Source organism: Stenotrophomonas nitritireducens (assembly GCF_001431425.1).
In the GTDB taxonomy this organism is placed as follows: Bacteria; Pseudomonadota; Gammaproteobacteria; order Xanthomonadales; family Xanthomonadaceae; genus Stenotrophomonas; species Stenotrophomonas nitritireducens.
In genome coordinates this window covers 1-18,353 of record NZ_LDJG01000014.1, presented here as the reverse complement: position 1 = coordinate 18,353, position 18,353 = coordinate 1, and the positions used below count along the sequence as shown (strand labels likewise).

Genomic DNA, 18,353 nt, shown 5'->3' with positions numbered 1-18,353 from the left:
CCTGCCTGCTCCATGCTCAGCCGGCCACCTTCAACCGCGCGCGCGCATGCCGGCGCAGCAGCCAGCCGGCCAGCATCGCCAGCAGCAGGCACACCAGACCCACGCCCAGCGCCATCCACAGCGGGTGGTGCGCGAAGAACCAGCGCAGGGCCAGCAGCGGCGGCAGCTCGCCGACGTAATAGGTCTGGTTGCCGGCCAGGCTGCGCACCTTCTCGCCGTGCAGCAGGACCACGCTGCCCTGGAAGCCGCGCAGGCGCTCCGGATCGAACCACGCCTCGAACAGGCGGCTGACATGGCCCGGCTCGTCGGCCATCAGCGCCACCACGCTGCGGCCCTTGCGCAACGGCGATTCGAAGCCCATCAGCAGCACGTCGCCCGGTTCCGGGCGCACACCGACCTCGGCCACGGTCGGCAGGTCGGTACGGCGCGCGTCCGCGGAAAGGAACGCCGGCATCTTGTTGAACAGCCAGTCCGAAAGGCCGAAGCGGCGCACCTGCGCACCATCGCCCACAGGCATCGCCGCGGCCCAGCGCGCGAACAGCGGCTGGCTGCGGCGCGAGCCGAGCACCAGCAGGTCCTGGTCGGCGTGTTCGTCGACCTGCCGCGCCTGGATGAAGCGCGTGCGCAGCGCCGGGTAGCCGGTCGAGGCGCCCATGCGGCCCAGCAGCGCCAGCGCGTTGGCCACGTCATCGCCATTGGCGTTGTCCGGCATCACCAGCGCGCTGCCGGACAGGTCGGCCAGGCGCGTGAAGGGGAAGCCGGCATTGCCGAAGGCGGCCAGGTTCGGCATCGCCATGTAGTGCGCGAAGCCGCTCAGGTCGATGGTGGAGGAATCGTCGATCGAGGCCGACACGTCCGGGAAGGTGTTCTTGCATTCCTCCGCGCGCGGGCGGTCGAAGAAGAAGTGGAAACGCAGCTGGCTGCTCGCCGACAGCGGCCCGGTCGGCAGCAGCAGCGGCTGCTGGATCGGCATCGCGCCACGCGCGCCCAGCTTCTGCCACATCTGCCGCGGCACCGAGGTCGCCAGCGGCCGGCCGTTGAGCGGCAGCGTGGTGACGAAGGCATCGTTGATGCTGATGTTCAGCGCCGACTTGTCCGCGCCTTCGGGCAGGGTGTAGCGGTAGCGCAGGTCCACCGGGATGCCGTCCTTGCGCCACACGAACAGGTCCGGCGGCAGTTGCAGGCCGATGCGGATCAGGTCCGGGTTGTAACCCACCACGTTGAGCTCGCTGGTGCTGCGCACCAGTTCGGAAAAACGCACCGGGCGATCGCTGGGCACCCAGTTCGGCGCGTCGTAGGGCTTGCGCGGCGCGGCCTCCTTGACGTCGCGCAGGGTGGCGCTGGCGCCGGACAACGGCGCCCCCAGCGCCAGCGCGGTGGCCGCCGCGCGCAGTTCGGCGTCGTCGCGGCCCAGCACCAGCAGCAGCTTGCCGCCGGCATCGTTGGGGTTGCTGAGCACCGCCAGCGTCGGCCCCGCCACCTCGGGCAGCGCCAGCCCGGCCGGCAGGTTGCGCGGCGTCGCCACGACCACGGCGTTGCCGCGCGCCGGCAGCGCGCCGGTCGAGACCGGGAACATCGCGCCGCGGTAGCCGGCCAGCGCGCCGAACCACGAGGACACGATGCCGGCGGCCTGCAGCTGGCCATTGGCCGGCTGCCCGGCGAACACGAACGGCAGTTCGAGCCGGCGGGTGTCGCGCGAGTCGAAGAACGGCACCGGCAGCAGCGCCAGGTCGTTGCTCAGCGGCAGCGGCAGCCAGCCCAGTTCCAGATAGCTGGCGCTGTCGATGTTGGCCCACAGGCTGGTGTGGTCCGGGTCCTCGCACTCGCGGGTGTAATGGCCGATCAGCTGCAGGTTGACGCGGTTGTAGTCGGTCACCAGGCGCGGGTCGATGGCGACATCGCGCTCCACCGGCCGGCCGGCCTCCTCCACCGATACCGGCAGCGTCGCCACGGTCACGTCGTTGACGGTGACGCGAAGGTGCGACAGGTCGGGCAGCAGCGCCGGCGAATAGGTGTATTTCAGGTGCAGCGCGGCGTGGTCGACGACCTGGTCGCTGCGGATCGAGAACGGAATGCCGGCCGTGCCCTGGATGCCGCGCAGGGTCACCTCGTAATCCAGCCCCAGCTGCTTGAGCGTGGAGCGGCTGCGCTGCAGCGGCAACCCCGGCGCCGGCGGCGCGGCGGCGGCGGGCTCGGCCTGCAGGCCCGGCGGCGGCGGCATGCTGCCCAGCGTCTGCGCGTGGGCGGCGCCGGCCACCAGGGCCAGTGCGAACGCCAGCGAGGCGCAGCGCGCCCGCGCGGCGGGAATCAGCGGTGTGTGCAGGCAATGCTTCATGCGGTTTCTCCGGGAGCGGGCTGGGACTGGCCGTCGTAGCGCCCCCTGGTGATGACGAATCGGCCCAGGCGGTGGAAGCCCCTGAGGCTGGCGCGGAGCACGTCGGACAGCGAGCGCAGGAAGGTGTCGCGCTCGTGCCGGCCCCACAGCGAAACCCAGATGTCGGCGCGGGCGAAAGTGGAGGCGATCAGCCAGCGCTCCTGTTCGACGCTCAGCTCGCCGAACTGCAGGCTCAGCCCCTGCGCATCGCGGTCGTGACGCACCACGGCCGGCAGGCGGTGGCTGCGCTGGCGATGGCGCAGCTCGATTTCCACCGCCGTGTCCGGCTGTACCGGCTGCGGCTGGTCCAGGCGGATGGCCATGCCGCCGGTGGAGAAATCGACCGTACTGCACGGCAGCGCCTGGCCGTCGGGCAGGTGCAGCACCGCCTTCATTTCCAGCGGTACGCGGTGGGCGCGGCGGATCTGGCGCTGTTCGCTGCAGGTGGCGATCACCGCGCCGAGCATGATCATGTTGTAGAGGGTCCAGCCCAGGTTGAGCCAGATGGTGTTGACCTCGCCGCTGCTGTCGGCCAGCACCAGCCTGACGATGCCGGCGACCACGCCGACCAGGTTGAGCAGGAGCAGCAGCAGGTAGGGGCGCGCGATCTGCGCGTCGAAATAACTCTTGTGGACCAGGCCGCCCTTGGCGGTGACGTTGAACTTGCCCAGCCGCGGGTTGATCACCGCCATGAGCGTCGGCCGCAGGATGTACCAGGCCAGCGCCGTCTCGTACACCTCGTTCCACAGCAGGTGGCGATGCGCGCCCTGGATGCGCAGGTTGGTCAGGCTGGCCTGCGCCAGGTGCGGCAGGGCATAGGCGAAGATCATCAGCGCCGAGGCGTGGATGACGTGCGCGCCGAAGAACAGGAAGGCCAGCGGCGCGGTCAGGAAGATGATGCGCGGCAGTCCGTAGAAGAAGTGCAGCATCGCGTTGGTGTAGCAGATGCGCTGCACCAGGCTCAGGCCGCGTCCCAGCATCGGATTGTCGACGCGGAAGATCTGCGCCATGCCGCGCGCCCAGCGCGTGCGCTGGCCCACGTGCGCCGACAGGCTCTCGGTGGCCAGGCCGGCGGCCTGCGGCACCGGGATGTAGGCGCTGCGGTAGCCGGCGCGGTGCAGGCGGATGGCGGTATGCGCGTCCTCGGTCACCGTCTCCACCGCGACGCCGCCCACTTCCTCCAGCGGCGCGCGCTTGATCACCGCGCACGAGCCGCAGAAGAACGTGGCGTCCCAGGCGTCGTTGCCGTCCTGCAGCAGGCCGTAGAACAGCTCGCCCTCGTTGGGCACCTTGCCGAAGGTGCCCAGGTTGCGCTCGAACGGATCGGCGGAGAAGAAATAGTGCGGGGTCTGCACTACCGCCAGCCGAGAGTCGTGCAGGAACCAGCCCATCGACATCTGCAGGAAGGAGCGTGTCGGCACGTGGTCGCAATCGAAGATGGCGACGTATTCGCCGTCGCTCTTCTTCAACGCGGCGTTGATGTTGCCGGCCTTGGCGTGGTTGTTGTTGGTGCGGGTGACATAGTTCACCCCCACTTCCTCGCAGAACTGGCGGAACTCCTCGCGGCGGCCATCGTCGAGCAGGTGGATCTTCAGCTTGCCGGCCGGCCAGTCCATCACCGTCGCCGCAAGGATGGTGGTGCGCACCACCGACAGCGGCTCGTTGTAGGTGGGAATGAACACGTCCACCGTCGGCCACTGCGACTGGTCCTCGGGCAGCGGCAGCGAACGGCGGTGCAGCGGCCACGCCACCTGGAAATAGCCCAGCACCAGCACCACGAACGCGTAGACCTCGGCCATGACCAGGCCGAAGCCCAGGGTCAGGTCGACCAGGCTGCCCATGCCCATGGTTTCGGTCAGGCGCCACCACATGTAGCGGCTGGACATGACCAGCGACAGCCCCATCAGCACCAGCGGCACGATGCGGTTGCTGGCGCGGCGCAGGCACAGGCCGATGACGAACACCGCCAGCGAGAACAGCAACTGCTGCGCCACGTTCAACGGCACGGTGACGACGAAGGCGATGAGCAACACGCCCACCAGCACCAGTGCGGCCAAGGCAATGCGGGCCAGAGCCTGCGAGCCCTCGGGTCTGATCGAAAGTCTCATGGTTTACCCCTCTGCGCCGCCCGGTCGGGGCGGCCATGCCGGTCCGGGCCCGCCTCCACGGCGTCCCTCCCCGGCGTTGGAGCCCCTTCGCCTACTGCCCGCGCAGCCGGATCAGGGGACTGTCATCCGCGATGGCTCCGCCGGTCTCGGCAAGCCTGCGGAACAACTGCGACAGCGGCGTGTCCGCCGCCACGGCGGCGCCGGCAGCCGGCGTCGGGGGCATACCCGCTTCCTGCGGGACCAGCACGTCCGCCGCCGCTTTGGCCGGTCGTGCCGCCGCCGTGGGCTGGGGCAGGGCGGCCTCGGGGAAATCCCGGTACTCCGGCCTTCCCTTGCCGTCGCCAAGCTTCATGAACAGCCCCGCCACGTCGTCGTCGCATCCCGGGGGGCCCATCGAATGATCTCTGCTCATGCCACACACACCTTTTCCATCGTCAGAACACCCGCGCAACGGTGAAGATCGAAAGGTCGCGGTTCTCCGTCGCCAGGTGGCGGACGTCGAGAACGGCCAACATGCCGGCAGCGCGCAGCCAATGACGGTAGGCGCCTTCGAGGAAGCCGTGCTGCCAGCCGTTGCCCGGCCCCAGCGCCACGGCAAACGGCGAACAGGCATGCACGATGCGCAGCTGGTCGTGGCGTTCCTCGAACGCCGCCCATCCCCACTCGCATTCGCTCCAGACGGCATTGACCGACGCCTGCAGGGCCTCGACCGTGGCTGCGGGCGGCAATGGATGGGCGTCGGCAAAACGCTGGCCGATACGCGCCATGAGGCGTGCCGACTCTTCATCCGGCAGCGCCTGGCCGAATTCGGCCGCCATCGCGCGCAGGAAACCGCGCCACTGCCGGGCACAGGAACGGTCGCGGTAACCATCGAGCAACTCTGCCGGATTCACCGGATCACTCCCTTGTGCATCACTCCCTCGTGCACCGGCACCTTGCCTACGCTGCCCATCCCGCCCTCTCTCGCGAACCACAAAAAAACAATTGCGGATTAGATCACACTTTCATTTCCGGCCCATGAAGCAACCAACGCGACAGACCCATGCCGCCGCGCCATCATTTTCCACGGGGATGGCACAGCTAAACACACGACCGTAAGAGAACCCCGGCCAGATGGCGCCGCCTTTGCGCGATGGCACCGGAAATGCCGCAGAGATGAAGCTGTCGCGCCGGTACGGGCCGCGGCCCGGCCAGGAAAGCCGGCTATCGGCGGCGCAGCAGCAGCCTGGGAACCTGCACGGCCGCATGCGCCCAGATCGCGCACCACACCGCGGCGCGCACCGGCAGACCGCGCCGCGGCGCCTCGAACTTGCGGAAATAGCGCCACAGCCCGCGATGCTTGTGCCATTCCACGAAGAACGGCCGCGCGCGGCTGGACACCCCGCGCACGTGCAGCACCGCCAGTTCGTTGGCGACGGCCACCATCGCCCCGGCCTCACGCGCGCGCCGGCACAGGTCCAGGTCCTCGGCATGCAGCCGGTAGCCCCCATCCCAGCCGCCGATGCGCTCGAACAGCGCGCGCGGCATCAGCAGCAGCGCGCCGGACAGGGCCGGCACCGGCTGCAGCGGCTGCGCCGGATCGGCGGCCACCGCCAGCCGCGCACCAGCCGCCGGATTGCGCAGCATCGCAGCGAAGTCGGGATCGCGGCGGCGCACCGCGGCGTCCGGCCGCCCCTGCTCGTCGACCTGCTCGACGCCGAGCAGGCAGTCGCCCAGCGGCAGGCCGAGATCGCGCAGGCGCGCCAGCGTATCGGCCTCGACCATCAGGTCGGGATTGACGAAGGCAAGCCACGGCGCGTCGCTGTCCCACGCGCCCTGGTTGCAGGCGGTGGCGAAACCGGGATTGTCCGGATTGGCGATGAAGCGTACGCGCGCATCGGCCAGGGCGTGGCGCTGGGCGATGCCGAGCGAGCCATCGCCGGAGGCGTTGTCCACCACCCGGATCTGCGCCACGTCGCGCGCACCGCGCAACCGCTGCAGGCACTCGTCCAGCGTCGCGGCGCTCTGGTAGCTGACGACGACGACGGCGATGGACGCGCTCACGGCAGCGCCTCCGCCGGCGGCTCGCCGCCATCGCCGAACAGGTCCGGTTGCCGCGCCGGCATCGCCGCCTGCTCGCACAACGCGCGCAGGTGCTGGCGATGCGCATGCAGCGGGTCGTCCATCAGGAAGCCGGCCAGGCGTGCGGTCCAGGTCGGCCAGCGGCTGGCCAACACCTCCATGTCGCCATCGGCGGGCCGGCCTTCGTCGTGGCGGCCGACGAAGGCGTTGTCGCACAGCACGTTGCGCCAGCCCAGCCCGCTCATGCGCAGGCTCAGGTCCACCAGTGCGGCATACCAGGATGCGCAGCTGCTCGTATCCAGCCCGCCGGCGCGACGCCGCGCGCTGCCGCGGATCAGCACCGCATGGGTGACGGCCGAGGGCAGTTCCGGATGCAGCAGCGGCATCGACGCGCAGGCCCGTACCAGCCGCGCGGTATCCGACGGCAGGGGATTCAATTCGCCCGCGCGCGGCCAGGCCACGGTCTCGCCGGCATTGCTCCACGGCGTGGCGGTGGCGATGGAGGCATCGCGCGCGAGGCAATCGGACAGCTGCTGCAGCCAGCCCGGCAGCGGCAGCGCATCGGGCGCCAGTACCGCCACGTCGGCGTCGCCGCAGGCCTGCAGCATTTCCTCCAGGTGCGCCGATTCGCCGATGGCGCGCGGCCGGCGCGTGTATTCGGCCTGCAGCTGGGTGCGCGCCAGCCACGGCTCGATCACCGCCTGCACGCGCGGCCCGCCCTGCGCGTCGTCGGCCAGCCAGATCGGCGTACCGGCCGGCGTGGCCGCTTCAAGCGCCGCCAGGCAGGCATCGAGCGCCGCGTCGTCCACTCCCACCGGCAACAGGATCACCGGCAGGGTCATGCAGCGATCCCGGCATGGGGTGGAACGGATGGTGCGGAAGTGGTCACGACCGGCGATTCCCTGGTACCGACGCACCGGACTCTAGCAGCCGCCCGGAACGGCGCGCACCCGTAGGAGCGGCTTCAGCCGCGAGGAGGCTTTCAAGCATATGCCGCGTTCAACACCTGCGCGGCACTGCGGCGAATGCAGCGGGACAGCCCCATCGCGGCTGAAGCCGCTCCTACGGGGAGCAAGGCCGGGCATGCGGCTTTCCGCAGGCCCGGCGCCGGCACGGCCGGATCAGCCGCACCACACCCGCGCGTTGCGGAACATGCGCAGCCATGGCGAATCCTCGCCCCAGCCCTTCGGCGCCCAGCTCAGGTTGAGCGTGCGCGGGGTGCGCTCCGGGTGCGGCATCAGGATGGTGACGCGGCCGTCGCGGGTGGTCAGGCCGGTGATGCCGTCCGGCGAGCCGTTCGGGTTCAGCGGGTACTGCGGGTCGGCCTTGCCGTCGCCATCGATGTAGCGCAGCGCCACGTCGACCGCGGCCTGGTCCACCGCGCTGTCGAACTCGGCGCGGCCTTCGCCGTGCGCCACCGCCACCGGCAGCCGCGAGCCGGCCATGCCGCGCAGCAGGATCGACGGCGACTCCACCACCTCCAGCAGCGCGGTACGGGCCTCGAACTGCTCGCTGCGGTTGCGTAGGAACTTCGGCCAGTGCTCCGCACCGGGAATGATGTCCTTGAGCTGGCTCATCATCTGGCAGCCGTTGCACACGCCCAGGGCGAAGGTGTCCGGGCGCGCGAAGAACGCGGCGAATGCCTCGCGCAGCGCAGGACGCTCCAGGATCGAGGTCGCCCAGCCGCGGCCCGCGCCCAGCACGTCGCCGTAGCTGAAACCGCCACAGGCGGCGATGCCGCGGAAATCGGCCAACTGCACGCGGCCTGCGATCAGGTCGCTCATGTGCACGTCAAAGGCGTCGAAACCGGCGCGCTCGAAGATGTTGGCCATCTCGATCTGGCCGTTGACGCCCTGCTCGCGCAGGATCGCCACCTTCGGCCGCGCGCCCGTGGCGATGAACGGCGCGGCGACATCCTCGGCCGCGTCGAACGCCAGCTTCGGCTTCAGCCCCGGCGCATTGAAGCTGCGCGCGACCGCGCGTTCCTGGTCGGCCGCTTCCGGGTTGTCGCGCAGCTTCTGCATGGCGTGGGTCACCGACCACCAGGCGTCGAACAGTTCTTCCCAGCGCCATTCGACCAGCGTTTCGCCTTCCAGCTGCACGCGCACTACCGGCGCGGTGGTCGGCCGTGCGATGCGCTGCGCGCACTCGGTCAGCGCGTGGCGCTCGACCAGGTCGGCGAACGCGGCGCGGTCTTCGCGGGCGATCTGCACCACCGCACCCAGTTCCTCGTTGAACAGGCTGCGGAACGGATCGTCGCCCCAGGCGTCGAGCACGATGTCCAGGCCCAGGCGCGAGGCGAAGGACATCTCGCACAGCGCGGCGAACGCGCCGCCGTCGCTGCGGTCGTGGTAGGCCAGCAGCAGGCCGGCTTCGCGCGCATCGCGGATCAGTTCGAAGAAGCCGCGCAGGCGCTCGGGATCGTCCAGGTCCGGCACTTCGCCGGCGAAGGCCGGCAGCGCGCTGTGGTCGGCCTGGGTCTGGGCCAGGATCGAACCGCCCAGGCGCTGCTTGCCCGCGCCCAGCCCGATCAGCCACAGCTCGCTTTCGGTATCGCGGTCGAGCAGCGGGGTCAACTGCTGGCGCGCATCGACCACCGGCGCGAACGCCGAGATCACCAGCGACACCGGCGACACCGATTTCTCGGCCTTGCCGTCGGCCTGCCACTGCGCCTGCATCGACAGCGAGTCCTTGCCCACCGGGATGCTGATGTCCAGCTGCGGGCACAGCTCCATGCCCACCGCCTTGACCGCGTCGTACAGCAGCGCGTCTTCGCCGTCGTGGCCGCAGGCGGCCATCCAGTTGGCCGACAGCTTGACCGTATCCAGCGAGGTCACCGGCGCGGCGCACAGGTTGGTGATCGCTTCGCCCACCGCCATGCGCGCCGAGGCGGCGGCGTCCAGCAGGGCCAGCGGGGTGCGCTCGCCCAGCGACATGGCTTCGCCGGCCCAGGTGTCGAACCCGGCCAGGGTGATGGCGACGTCGGCCATCGGCAGCTGCCACGGGCCGATCATCTGTTCGCGCGCGGCAAGGCCGCCGACGCTGCGGTCGCCGATGGTGACCAGGAAGCTCTTCGATGCCACGGTCGGGTGCGCGAGCACGCGCAGGCCGGCGTCGTGCAGGTCGATGCCGGCGGTCTTCAACGCCGGCCAGCGCGGCGCGGCCGGATGCGCGGTATCGCGGTGCATCTTCGGCGCCTTGCCGAACAGCACGTCCATCGGCAGGTCGATCGGCGCGTCGGCCGGGACGTTGCCCGGGGTCGCGCCGTAGGCCACGACCAGGCGCTCCTCGGCTGTGGCGATGCCGACCGCGGCGAACGGGCAGCGCTCGCGCGCGCAGATGTCGGTGAACTCGGCCAAGCGCCCGGCCGGGATGCCCAGCACGTAGCGCTCCTGCGACTCGTTGCACCACAGTTCCAGCGGCGACAGCGACGGGTCGTCGGTGGGCACCTTGCCCAGGTCGATCACGCCACCGACCCCGGAATCGTGCAGCAGTTCCGGGATGGCGTTGGACAGGCCGCCGGCGCCGACGTCGTGGAAGAACTTGATCGGGTTGCCGGTGCCCATGGCCACGCAGCGGTCGATCACTTCCTGGCAGCGGCGCTCCATCTCCGGGTTGTCGCGCTGCACGCTGGCGAAGTCGAGGTCCTCGGCGCTCTCGCCCGAGGCCACCGACGAGGCGGCGCCGCCGCCCAGGCCGATCAGCATCGCCGGGCCGCCGAGCACGATGACGATGTCGCCGTCCTGCAGCTTCAGCTTGTCCACCTGCACGCGGTCGATCGCGCCCAGGCCGCCGGCCAGCATGATCGGCTTGTCGTAGGCGCGGGTGATGCCGTCTTCCGGCAGCTCGAAGCTGCGGAAGTAACCGAGCAGGTTGGGGCGGCCGAATTCGTTGTTGAACGCGGCGCCGCCGAGCGGGCCGTCGAGCATGATGTCCAGCGCCGGCGCCATGCGCGGATTCAGCGCGCGCGGCGCCTCCCACGGCTGCGGCAGGGTCGGGATGCGCAGGTGCGAGACCGAGAAGCCGGTCAGGCCGGCCTTGGGCTTGCCGCCGCGGCCGGTGGCGCCTTCGTCGCGGATCTCGCCACCGGCGCCGGTCGAAGCGCCCGGGAACGGCGCGATCGCGGTCGGATGGTTGTGCGTCTCCACCTTGATCTGGAACGCGCTGGGCACCACCGCTTCGCTGCGGTACTTCCCGCTGGCCGGATCGGGGCGGTAGCGCGCGGCCGGCTCGCCTTCGATCACCGCCGCGTTGTCGCTGTAGGCGCTCAACGTGTGCTGCGGGGTCTGCTGGTGGGTGTTCTTGATCATGCGGAACAGCGAGCGGTCCTGCTCGCGCCCGTCGATGGTCCAGCTGGCGTTGAAGATCTTGTGCCGGCAGTGCTCGGAATTGGCCTGCGCGAACATCATCAGTTCGACATCGGACGGATCGCGGCCCAGCTCGGCATAGCGCCGGCGCAGGTAGTCGATCTCGTCGTCGGCCAGGGCCAGGCCCAGGCGCTTGTTGGCCGCTTCCAGGTCGGCCAGGGCGATGCGCTCCAGCTGGCCGCGCGCCGGGCTGGTGAACAGCGCCTGCGCCTGTTCGATGCCGGTCAGCAGCGACTGCGTCATCGCATCGTGCAGCAGCCTGGCCACGGCGGCCTGCTTTGCCGGGTCGGACGGCCAGCCGGCCAGGTCGATGCGGGTTCCGCGCTCCACGCGCTGGATCGGCAGGCCGGCGCCGCGCACCAGCTCGGAGGCCTTGCTCGACCAGGGCGACAGCGTGCCCAGGCGCGGCACCACATAGCGCGAGACCGTATCCGCGGCGGCGGCGGCCGGCTGCGGCTGGCCCTGCAGGATGCGGCCCAGCACGGCCTGGTCGACGGCCGCGGCATCGGCGGCCTGGATGAAGTAGACGTGCCAGGCACCGGTAATGCGCAGATCGGCGGCGATGGACTGCAGGCGGGATTCAAGACGTTCGCGGCGGAACGGCGAAAGGGCGGCTGCGCCCTCGAGGACGATCATGTCCGGGAGACCATGGTGGGAGTCGGGCCCGCCATTGTACCGGAGCGAGCGCCGCGGGCTGGAACCGGCGACGGCATGCCGCATCGCCGCGGCGGGAACAGGGCCCGGATTGCGGAGGCGGGGCATGCCACCGGTGTTTTACCGGGAAGGCTTCAGCGGGGCGTTGCCCCGCTCTACAAGGTGAGGACGCGCAGCGGCTCTGTAGCGCCGGGTACCGCCCGGCGGGCCTGCATGGGAATGCTCCGGCCTGCAAGGACGGCGATGGGCCATGCCCGCCACCCGCCCGGGGAACGGTGGCTGGCGATGGCGGACATGAAAACGGCGGCCTCGGCCGCCGTTTCTGCCTCAGGGGCTGCCGGACGCGCCGGGAAGCCGTTCCAGCGCCGCCTTGAGCTGCGCCGGCGGCAGGTAGCCGCCCAACTGGGTGCCGTCGGCGGCGAAGATCGCCGGAGTGCCGCTGATGCCCAGCTGCTGGCCGACGTTGTACTGCATCGTCACCGGGTTGGTGCAGTTCTTCGCCTCCACCGGGCGGTCGGACTTGGCGGCGGTCAGCGCCGCCTTGCGGTCGCTGGCGCACCACACCGAGATCATGTCGGTATGGTCCTTGCTGCCCAGGCCCATGCGCGGGAACGCCAGGTACTCGACGGCGATGCCCTGGCGGTTCAGTTCGGCGATGTCCTGGTGCAGCTTGCGGCAGTAACCGCACTCGATGTCGGTGAACACGCTGATGGTGTACTTGGCGTTCGGCGGCGCGAACACGATCCGGTCCGAATGCGGCAGCGTGGACAGCAGCTTGCGGCGGTAGGCCAGCAGGCCTTCGCTGGTGGCCAGCGCGCGCTTGCCGATGTCGTAGGGCTGGGCCTGCAGCAGGAAGCGGCCGTCGTCGGTGACGTACAGCACCTGGCCGGACACCACCACCTCGCGGAAACCGGCGAACGGTGCGGCGCCGATGTAGTCCGGGCTGAAATTCGGATCCAGCTGCTTGAGCGCATCGCGCACCCGCTTCTCGACCGCGCCATCGCCGGCGGCCGGAGCGGCGGCGGTGGTGGTTTCGGGCGCCTTCGACTGCGCGCAGGCGGTCAGGCTGATCGCGCCCAGCAGCGCGGCGATGGCGATTCGGAGCATGGGGATTCCAAGGGGAAAGAGGCGGAAAGCGTGGCGATTCTCGCATACCCGCGGATCGGGACGTTCAGCGCGGGGTGGGATTGGCGGCGCTTGCCGCAGGGCCCGCGAACAGCGCGACGCGACTGCACGCGGCGCGCCAGAGGCCTGCAAGGATTCCATTGCCGGCGCAGCGTCCCACCGCCGTAGAGCGGGGCAACGCCCCGCTTGAGCCCTCCCGGGCAGGCCCCGCCGGGCGATGCCCGGCGCTACAAAGCCGCCGCGCCCCCTCTCCTTGTAGAGCGGGGCAACGCCCCGCTGGAACATTCCCGGGCAGGCCCCGCCGGGCGATGCCCGGCGCTGCAAAGCCGCCGCGTCCCCTCTCCTTGTAGAGCGGGGCAACGCCCCGCTGGCGCCTTCCCGGGAAGGCCCGCCGGGCGCCGCGCAAGCGCGGCCGCTCACCCCCTCGGGTGGTGCCTGCGGTGCAGCTTCTGCAGATGCTCGCGCGCGACCAGGGTGTATATCTGAGTGGTGGACAGCGAGCTGTGGCCGAGCAGCATCTGCAGCGCGCGCAGGTCGGCGCCATGGTTGAGCAGATGGGTGGCGAAACTGTGGCGCAGGCCGTGCGGGCTGATCCGCGCCGGGTCGATGCCGGCCACCACCGCGCAGGTCTTCACCAGCAGCCAGAACTGCTGGCGGGTCAGCGGCTTCTGGCCGCGGGTCAGGAACAGCGGCACCTGGCCGTGGGCCGTGGCCTGCACCGGCCGGCCCGCGGCCAGCGCCGGGCGCGCATCGGCCAGATAGCGTTCCAGCCAGTGCCGGGATTCCTCGCCCAGGGGCACCAGCCGCTCCTTGCTGCCCTTGCCGGTCACCCGCAGCACGCCCTGGCGCAGGTTGACGGCGTTGGCCGGCAGGTCGACCAGTTCGCTCACGCGCAGCCCGGCGGCGTACATCAGTTCCAGCATGGCGCGGTCACGCAGCCCCTCCGGCGTGGCGACATCCGGCGCTGCCAGCAGGGCCTCGATCTGGCTTTCGGCCAGGGCCTTGGGCAGTGGCCGCGGCAGCTTGGGCGGCTCCAGCAGCGCGGAGGGATCGTCGCCGCGCTCGCCGCGGCGCAGGCAATCGGCGAAGAACGCGCGCAGCGCAGACAACAGCCGCGCGTTGCTGCGCGGCGACCAGCCGTGATGGGTGCGCCAGGCCAGATAGTCGAACAGGCCTGGCCGGTCGATACCGGCCAACAGGCTTCCCTGCGCCGATGAAGCCGCCCCCGGCGCAGCGGCACCGGTTCGCGGAGCGGTTGTCCCCGCCCTCCCTGGCCGTTCGCCCGCCGGCGCACGGACCGATGGTTCGCAGGCGCGCCCGTTCGCCCAGCGCGCCAGTCCTTCGAGGTCCCTGCGGTAGCTGTCCAGCGTCGCCCGCGCCAGCCCCTGCTCGGCCCAGATCGCGTCGAGAAAGCGCTGGATGCGGTGGCCGTCCTCCTCGCGCAGCGGTGGCAGCTGCATCACCAACTGGCGGCGTTCGGCGGCGGTGGAAAGCGGAGTCATCGTGCGAAGGATAGGCATTGCCGGCGCCACTGCCCATCCACATCGCGCACGCCAGCCCGTATGCTCGCGCGATGAACGCAGACGCCGCTTCCCCGTCCCGCCCTTCGCCGCTGCTGCTGCGCCGGTTGCTGGCGATGCTCTACGACCTGTGGCCGGTGCTGGCGCTGTGGATGCTCGCCGCCGTGCCGTTCACCCTGCTGGACGTGGCCGCAAGCGGCAACACGCACCACAACATCGCCCCGTACAGCCCGCTGCAGTGGCTGTTGTGGCTGTGCTGCTGGGCGGTGGCGGGCGTGTATGCGACGGCCAGCTGGAAGCGCGGCGGGCAGACGCTGGGCATGCGCCCGTGGCGGCTGCATGTGCGCGGCGCCGACGGCACGCCCTCGATGGGCATGCTGTGGAAGCGCTACGCGGTCGGCACGCTGTCGCTGCTGTGCGGCGGGCTCGGATTCTGGTGGGCGCTGTTCGACCGGGAGCGGCTTACGTGGCACGACCGACTGAGCAACACGCGGCTGGTGCGCCTGCCCAAACAGGAATAAGCCCGGCGCTTCGTTCCACAGGCGCGCGGCGGCACGGCAGGCAAACCGGTTCATCCGGTTTCCCGTAGCGCGGCATGGGCGCTTGATCGCCCCCCATCCGCTGCCACGGGTGACCAGGCATGACGGGCACGCGCCCGGTGCGGCGGGAGAAATGCTCAACCCACAGGAGCGGCTTCAGTCGTGAAGGGGCTTTCCGGGGCAGGCCCTGGTCGCGACTGAAATCGCGCCTACAGGGAGCGCACTTCGCATGCGCGCGGCGGACGGAGGTCAGCTCGACCTGCGCTTGAACAGCCAGCCGGACACGGCCAGCATCACGATCGGCGGCAACGCGTAGGCGATGCGGTAGTCGAACTTGAGCGCGCCGGCCATGCGCCCGAAGAACATCTGCAGCAGCAGGAAGCCCAGCGCGAACAGCATGCCCAGGAACAGGCGCTTGCCCATGCCGCCGCTGCGCAGCGAGCCGAACGCGAACGGCACCGCCGCCAGGCACAGCGCCAGCACGTTCACCGGATAGAACCAGCGGCTCCAGTAGGTGTCCTCGTAGTCGCGCGCATCCAGCCCGTTGCGCTTGCGGTACTCGATGCTGGTGCGCAGTTCGGCCGCGGTCAGGCTGCGCGGCTTGGCCAGGCCGGAGGCCAGCGCCGCCGCGTCCAGCGCCGAATCCCAGCGTTCGCTGGCGACCGTCCGACGGGTGGCCGAGCGCTCGCCGAAGGTGTCGTGCCGCACCTGTTCCAGGGTCCAGCCATCGGTGTCGTGGCGCGCGGTGACCGCGTAAGTCAGGCTGGCCAGGCGGCCGCCGGCATCCAGCCGGTACAGGCGCACGTCGTGCAGCAACAGGCGCGTCCCGCCTTCGTCGGTGAGCTGTTCCTCACCGTTCTGCGCATTGAGGAAGGTATCGCCCTCGCGCGCCCACAGCCCGGAATAACGGGCCACGGCCATGTCTGTATTGAACTTGGCGCTGGCCTTGAGCGCATCGGCCTTTTCCTGCGCCCACGGCGCCAGGGTTTCGCCATTGACCACCATCATCGCGGTCAGCAGCGACAGCGCGATGGCCACCGAGAGCGCGATGCGGCGCCGCGACAGGCCGATCGCGCGCAGGGCGGTCAGTTCCGAGGTCGCGGCCAGCTGGCCCAGCCCCATCAGCGCGCCGATCACCGCGGCCATCGGGAACAGCGTGTAGGCGCGGCGCGGCAGGGTATAGGCGGTCCAGGCCACGGCATGGCCGAAGGTATAGCTGCCGGTGCCGATGTTCTTGGCCTCGCCGGACAGCGACAGCATCGCGTCCAGGCCGGTCAGCACCGCCCAGGTCAGCAGCACCGTGAACAGCACGGTGCGGCCGACGTAGAAATCGTGGATGCGCGGGCTCAGCATCATGCGCGGCCCCGCTTGCGGCGCGACAGCCGGCCATCGCGGAAATACATCCATGCCGCCAGCGCCAGCAGCGGCACGGTCAGCCACCACATGCCCAGCGCCGTCGGCAGCTTGCCGGTGGCCAGCCATTGCCGGCCGCTGATCATCAGGCTGATGCCCACGACATAGCCCAGGAAGGCCAGCATGATGCTGCCGTAGCGCTGCTGCCGCGGCGTGCTGCGCGCCAGCGGCAGGGCCAGCAGGGCGAAGGCCAGCGCCAGCAGCGGCGGGGTGATGCGCCAGTGCAGCTGCGCCTGCGCCTCGCGCCGGTCGTCGCCCAACAGGCGCAAGGTCGGCAGCACCTCGGGGTCGTCCTGCCCGCGCGGCTCGTCGCGGTCGGGCAGCGCCACCTCGTTGCTGGCGTAGCGCATCAGGCGGTAGTCCAGCGCGCCGTTCTCCGGGCCCTCGACGCGGTGTCCGTCCTCCAGGCGCAGGAAGCGCTGGCGCTCGCCCTCGAAGAACATCGCGCCGCTGTTGGCCGAGACCACGTCGATGCGCCCGTCCTTCTGCCGCTGGATGAACACCTTGCCCATTTTGGTGCCGTCCTCGCTCAGCGAGGACAGGTAGACGATGCCGCCGCCGGAAAGCTGGGTGAACCTGCCCGGCTCCAGTCCGGCCACGACCACGCTGCGGCTGGCGGCCTCGACCATCGCGTCGGCGGTACGGTTGGCCCAGGGGCCCAGCCACAGCGAACAGGCCCCGACCACCGCCACCACCGGCACCACCAGCATCAGCACCGGTCGCAGCAGGCGCCGCGGGCCGACCCCCACCGCGGTCAGCACCGCCATCTCCGAGTCCCGGTAGAGCCGGGCGATGGCCAGCGACAACCCGAGCAGCAGGGCCAGCGGCAGGATGATGGGCAGGTAGACGATGAACTGCAGGCCCAGCTGCGACAGCAGCAGCCCGGCCGGCATGCGGCCGTCGGCGATCCGGCCCAGGATGTCCACCAGCACCCCGCCCACGCTCACCACCAGCAGCACGGTCAGGGTCGCCAGGAAGCTCTGGAGGAAGTCGCTCAGCAGGTAGCGGTCAAGCTTCGCCATGGGGTGGGTGGTTTAAACTCCCGGTTTGGTTCGCGGCGCGCCCGGCCGGTCTGGAAGGGTGGAAACAGTCCGCGATTGTACGGATTTGGCAATGGAATCTGATCAATGTCTCTGCAATTCACCCTGAACCACGCCGCTCCGGCCTCCGTCGCGGTCGACTGCGTCATCGTTGGCGCCTTTTCCGACAAGTCGCTGTCCCCGGCGGCGCAGGCGCTGGACGCCGCCTCCGGCGGCCGCCTCGCGGCGCTGGTGGAGCGCGGCGATGTCGGCGGCAAGACCGGCAACACCACCGTGCTGCACGACCTGGCCGGCGTGGCCGCGCCGCGCGTGCTGGTGGTCGGCCTGGGCGATGCGGCCAAGTTCGGCGTGCCGCAGTACATCAAGGCGGTAGGCGACGCCGCGCGCGCGCTGCGCAGCGGGGTCACCCGCAGCGCGCTGTTCACCCTGTCCGAGCTGGTCGTTGCCGGCCGCGACGCCGCCTGGAACGTCCGCCAGGCCGTGGTCGCCGCCAACCACGCCAGCTACCGCTACACCGCCACCCTGGGCAAGAAGAAGCCCGACGCCCCGGGCCTGGAAACCCTGGCGATCAGCGGCAGCGACGAGACCGCCCTGCAGCAGGGCCAGGCCATCGCCGCCGGCGTCGAGTACGCCCGCGAGCTGGGCAACCTGCCGCCGAACCTGTGCACCCCGGCCTACCTGGCCGAGACCTCGGTCAAGTCCGCCGCTGAGCATGAAGGCGCGCAGGCCGAGATCCTGGACGAGCAGCAGATGGAGGCCCTGGGCATGGGCTCGCTGCTGGCCGTGGCCCGCGGCGCGGCCAACCGCCCCAAGCTGGTGGTGCTGAAGTGGAACAACGGCGGCGACGCCAAGCCCTACGTGCTGGTCGGCAAGGGCATCACCTTCGACACCGGCGGCGTCAACCTGAAGACCCAGGGCGGCATCGAGGAAATGAAGTACGACATGTGCGGTGGCGCCAACGTCATCGGCACCTTCGTCGCCACGGTCAAGGCCAGGCTGCCGCTGAACCTGGTGGTGGTGGTGCCGGCGGTGGAAAACGCCATCGACGGCAACGCCTACCGCCCGTCCGACGTGATCACCTCCATGTCCGGCAAGACCATCGAAGTCGGCAACACCGACGCCGAGGGCCGCCTGATCCTGTGCGACGCGCTG

The 18,353-nt window shown here is 70.6% G+C and carries 13 protein-coding genes; 2 read left to right on the top strand and 11 right to left on the bottom strand.

All coding sequences use genetic code 11. The features are described from left to right. Positions 1 to 16 precede the first annotated feature (16 nt). From bcsB to ABB22_RS09480, 9 genes are all read right to left on the bottom strand, one after another. Positions 17 to 2,335, bottom strand: coding sequence for a cellulose biosynthesis cyclic di-GMP-binding regulatory protein BcsB (gene bcsB / locus ABB22_RS09520; protein WP_082443508.1), 2,319 nt, complete (start codon positions 2,333 to 2,335; stop codon positions 17 to 19). Continuing rightward, positions 2,332 to 4,482: a UDP-forming cellulose synthase catalytic subunit gene (bcsA, locus tag ABB22_RS09515; RefSeq protein WP_055766031.1), complete on the bottom strand. Its 2,151-nt coding sequence runs from the start codon at positions 4,480 to 4,482 to the stop codon at positions 2,332 to 2,334. The genes bcsB and bcsA overlap by 4 nt, the downstream gene beginning before the upstream one ends. A 91-nt stretch (positions 4,483 to 4,573) precedes the next feature. Further along, entirely contained in the window at positions 4,574 to 4,894 is a 321-nt protein-coding gene (locus ABB22_RS09510) for a hypothetical protein (RefSeq protein ID WP_152984107.1), read from the bottom strand. Between the two features lie 22 nt (positions 4,895 to 4,916). After that, positions 4,917 to 5,375 (bottom strand): cellulose biosynthesis protein BcsD, encoded by a 459-nt coding sequence (bcsD, locus tag ABB22_RS09505; RefSeq protein ID WP_055766038.1) that lies wholly within the window; start codon positions 5,373 to 5,375, stop codon positions 4,917 to 4,919. 310 nt (positions 5,376 to 5,685) lie between these two features. Beyond that, positions 5,686 to 6,525, bottom strand: coding sequence for a glycosyltransferase family 2 protein (locus tag ABB22_RS09500; protein WP_055766041.1), 840 nt, complete (start codon positions 6,523 to 6,525; stop codon positions 5,686 to 5,688). Further along, on the bottom strand, positions 6,522 to 7,385 hold the full coding sequence (locus ABB22_RS09495) for a glycosyltransferase family 2 protein (RefSeq protein WP_235504252.1): 864 nt from the start codon (positions 7,383 to 7,385) through the stop codon (positions 6,522 to 6,524). Before ABB22_RS09495 ends, ABB22_RS09500 begins: the two co-directional genes overlap by 4 nt. A gap of 279 nt (positions 7,386 to 7,664) precedes the next feature. Then, positions 7,665 to 11,546, bottom strand: coding sequence for a phosphoribosylformylglycinamidine synthase (gene purL, locus ABB22_RS09490; protein WP_055766045.1), 3,882 nt, complete (start codon positions 11,544 to 11,546; stop codon positions 7,665 to 7,667). A 345-nt stretch (positions 11,547 to 11,891) separates the two neighbouring features. Next, positions 11,892 to 12,671, bottom strand: coding sequence for a DsbC family protein (locus ABB22_RS09485; protein ID WP_055766048.1), 780 nt, complete (start codon positions 12,669 to 12,671; stop codon positions 11,892 to 11,894). A gap of 434 nt (positions 12,672 to 13,105) precedes the next feature. After that, complete coding sequence (locus ABB22_RS09480; RefSeq protein WP_055766052.1) at positions 13,106 to 14,191, bottom strand: site-specific tyrosine recombinase XerD; 1,086 nt, start codon at positions 14,189 to 14,191, stop codon at positions 13,106 to 13,108. Positions 14,192 to 14,262: 71 nt separating this feature from the next. Between ABB22_RS09480 and ABB22_RS09475 the strand changes: the two genes are divergently transcribed. Then, entirely contained in the window at positions 14,263 to 14,730 is a 468-nt protein-coding gene (locus ABB22_RS09475; RefSeq protein ID WP_055766055.1) for an RDD family protein, read from the top strand. A 267-nt stretch (positions 14,731 to 14,997) separates the two neighbouring features. Here ABB22_RS09475 and lptG read toward each other — a convergent pair whose 3' ends face one another. Both lptG and lptF read right to left on the bottom strand, forming a co-directional pair. Beyond that, positions 14,998 to 16,155: an LPS export ABC transporter permease LptG gene (gene lptG, locus ABB22_RS09470; protein ID WP_200911343.1), complete on the bottom strand. Its 1,158-nt coding sequence runs from the start codon at positions 16,153 to 16,155 to the stop codon at positions 14,998 to 15,000. Continuing rightward, positions 16,101 to 17,183: an LPS export ABC transporter permease LptF gene (gene lptF, locus ABB22_RS09465; protein WP_055766061.1), complete on the bottom strand. Its 1,083-nt coding sequence runs from the start codon at positions 17,181 to 17,183 to the stop codon at positions 16,101 to 16,103. Before lptF ends, lptG begins: the two co-directional genes overlap by 55 nt. Before the next feature lie 105 nt (positions 17,184 to 17,288). On the opposite strand from lptF, the gene ABB22_RS09460 reads away from it, so the two are divergent. Further along, a partial coding sequence (locus tag ABB22_RS09460; protein WP_057505200.1) for a leucyl aminopeptidase occupies positions 17,289 to 18,353 on the top strand: 1,065 nt, incomplete at its 3' end.

Excerpts from the sequence above, each read along its gene's own strand:
- bcsB (WP_082443508.1), bottom strand. The coding sequence starts at position 2,335 with ATGAAGCATTGCCTGCACACACCGCTGATTCCCGCCGCGCGGGCGCGC.
- bcsA (WP_055766031.1), bottom strand. The coding sequence starts at position 4,482 with ATGAGACTTTCGATCAGACCCGAGGGCTCGCAGGCTCTGGCCCGCATT.
- ABB22_RS09510 (WP_152984107.1), bottom strand. The coding sequence starts at position 4,894 with ATGAGCAGAGATCATTCGATGGGCCCCCCGGGATGCGACGACGACGTG.
- ABB22_RS09495 (WP_235504252.1), bottom strand. The coding sequence starts at position 7,385 with ATGACCCTGCCGGTGATCCTGTTGCCGGTGGGAGTGGACGACGCGGCG.
- purL (WP_055766045.1), bottom strand. The coding sequence starts at position 11,546 with ATGATCGTCCTCGAGGGCGCAGCCGCCCTTTCGCCGTTCCGCCGCGAA.
- ABB22_RS09485 (WP_055766048.1), bottom strand. The coding sequence starts at position 12,671 with ATGCTCCGAATCGCCATCGCCGCGCTGCTGGGCGCGATCAGCCTGACC.
- ABB22_RS09480 (WP_055766052.1), bottom strand. The coding sequence starts at position 14,191 with ATGACTCCGCTTTCCACCGCCGCCGAACGCCGCCAGTTGGTGATGCAG.
- ABB22_RS09475 (WP_055766055.1), top strand. The coding sequence starts at position 14,263 with ATGAACGCAGACGCCGCTTCCCCGTCCCGCCCTTCGCCGCTGCTGCTG.
- lptG (WP_200911343.1), bottom strand. The coding sequence starts at position 16,155 with ATGGATGTATTTCCGCGATGGCCGGCTGTCGCGCCGCAAGCGGGGCCG.
- lptF (WP_055766061.1), bottom strand. The coding sequence starts at position 17,183 with ATGGCGAAGCTTGACCGCTACCTGCTGAGCGACTTCCTCCAGAGCTTC.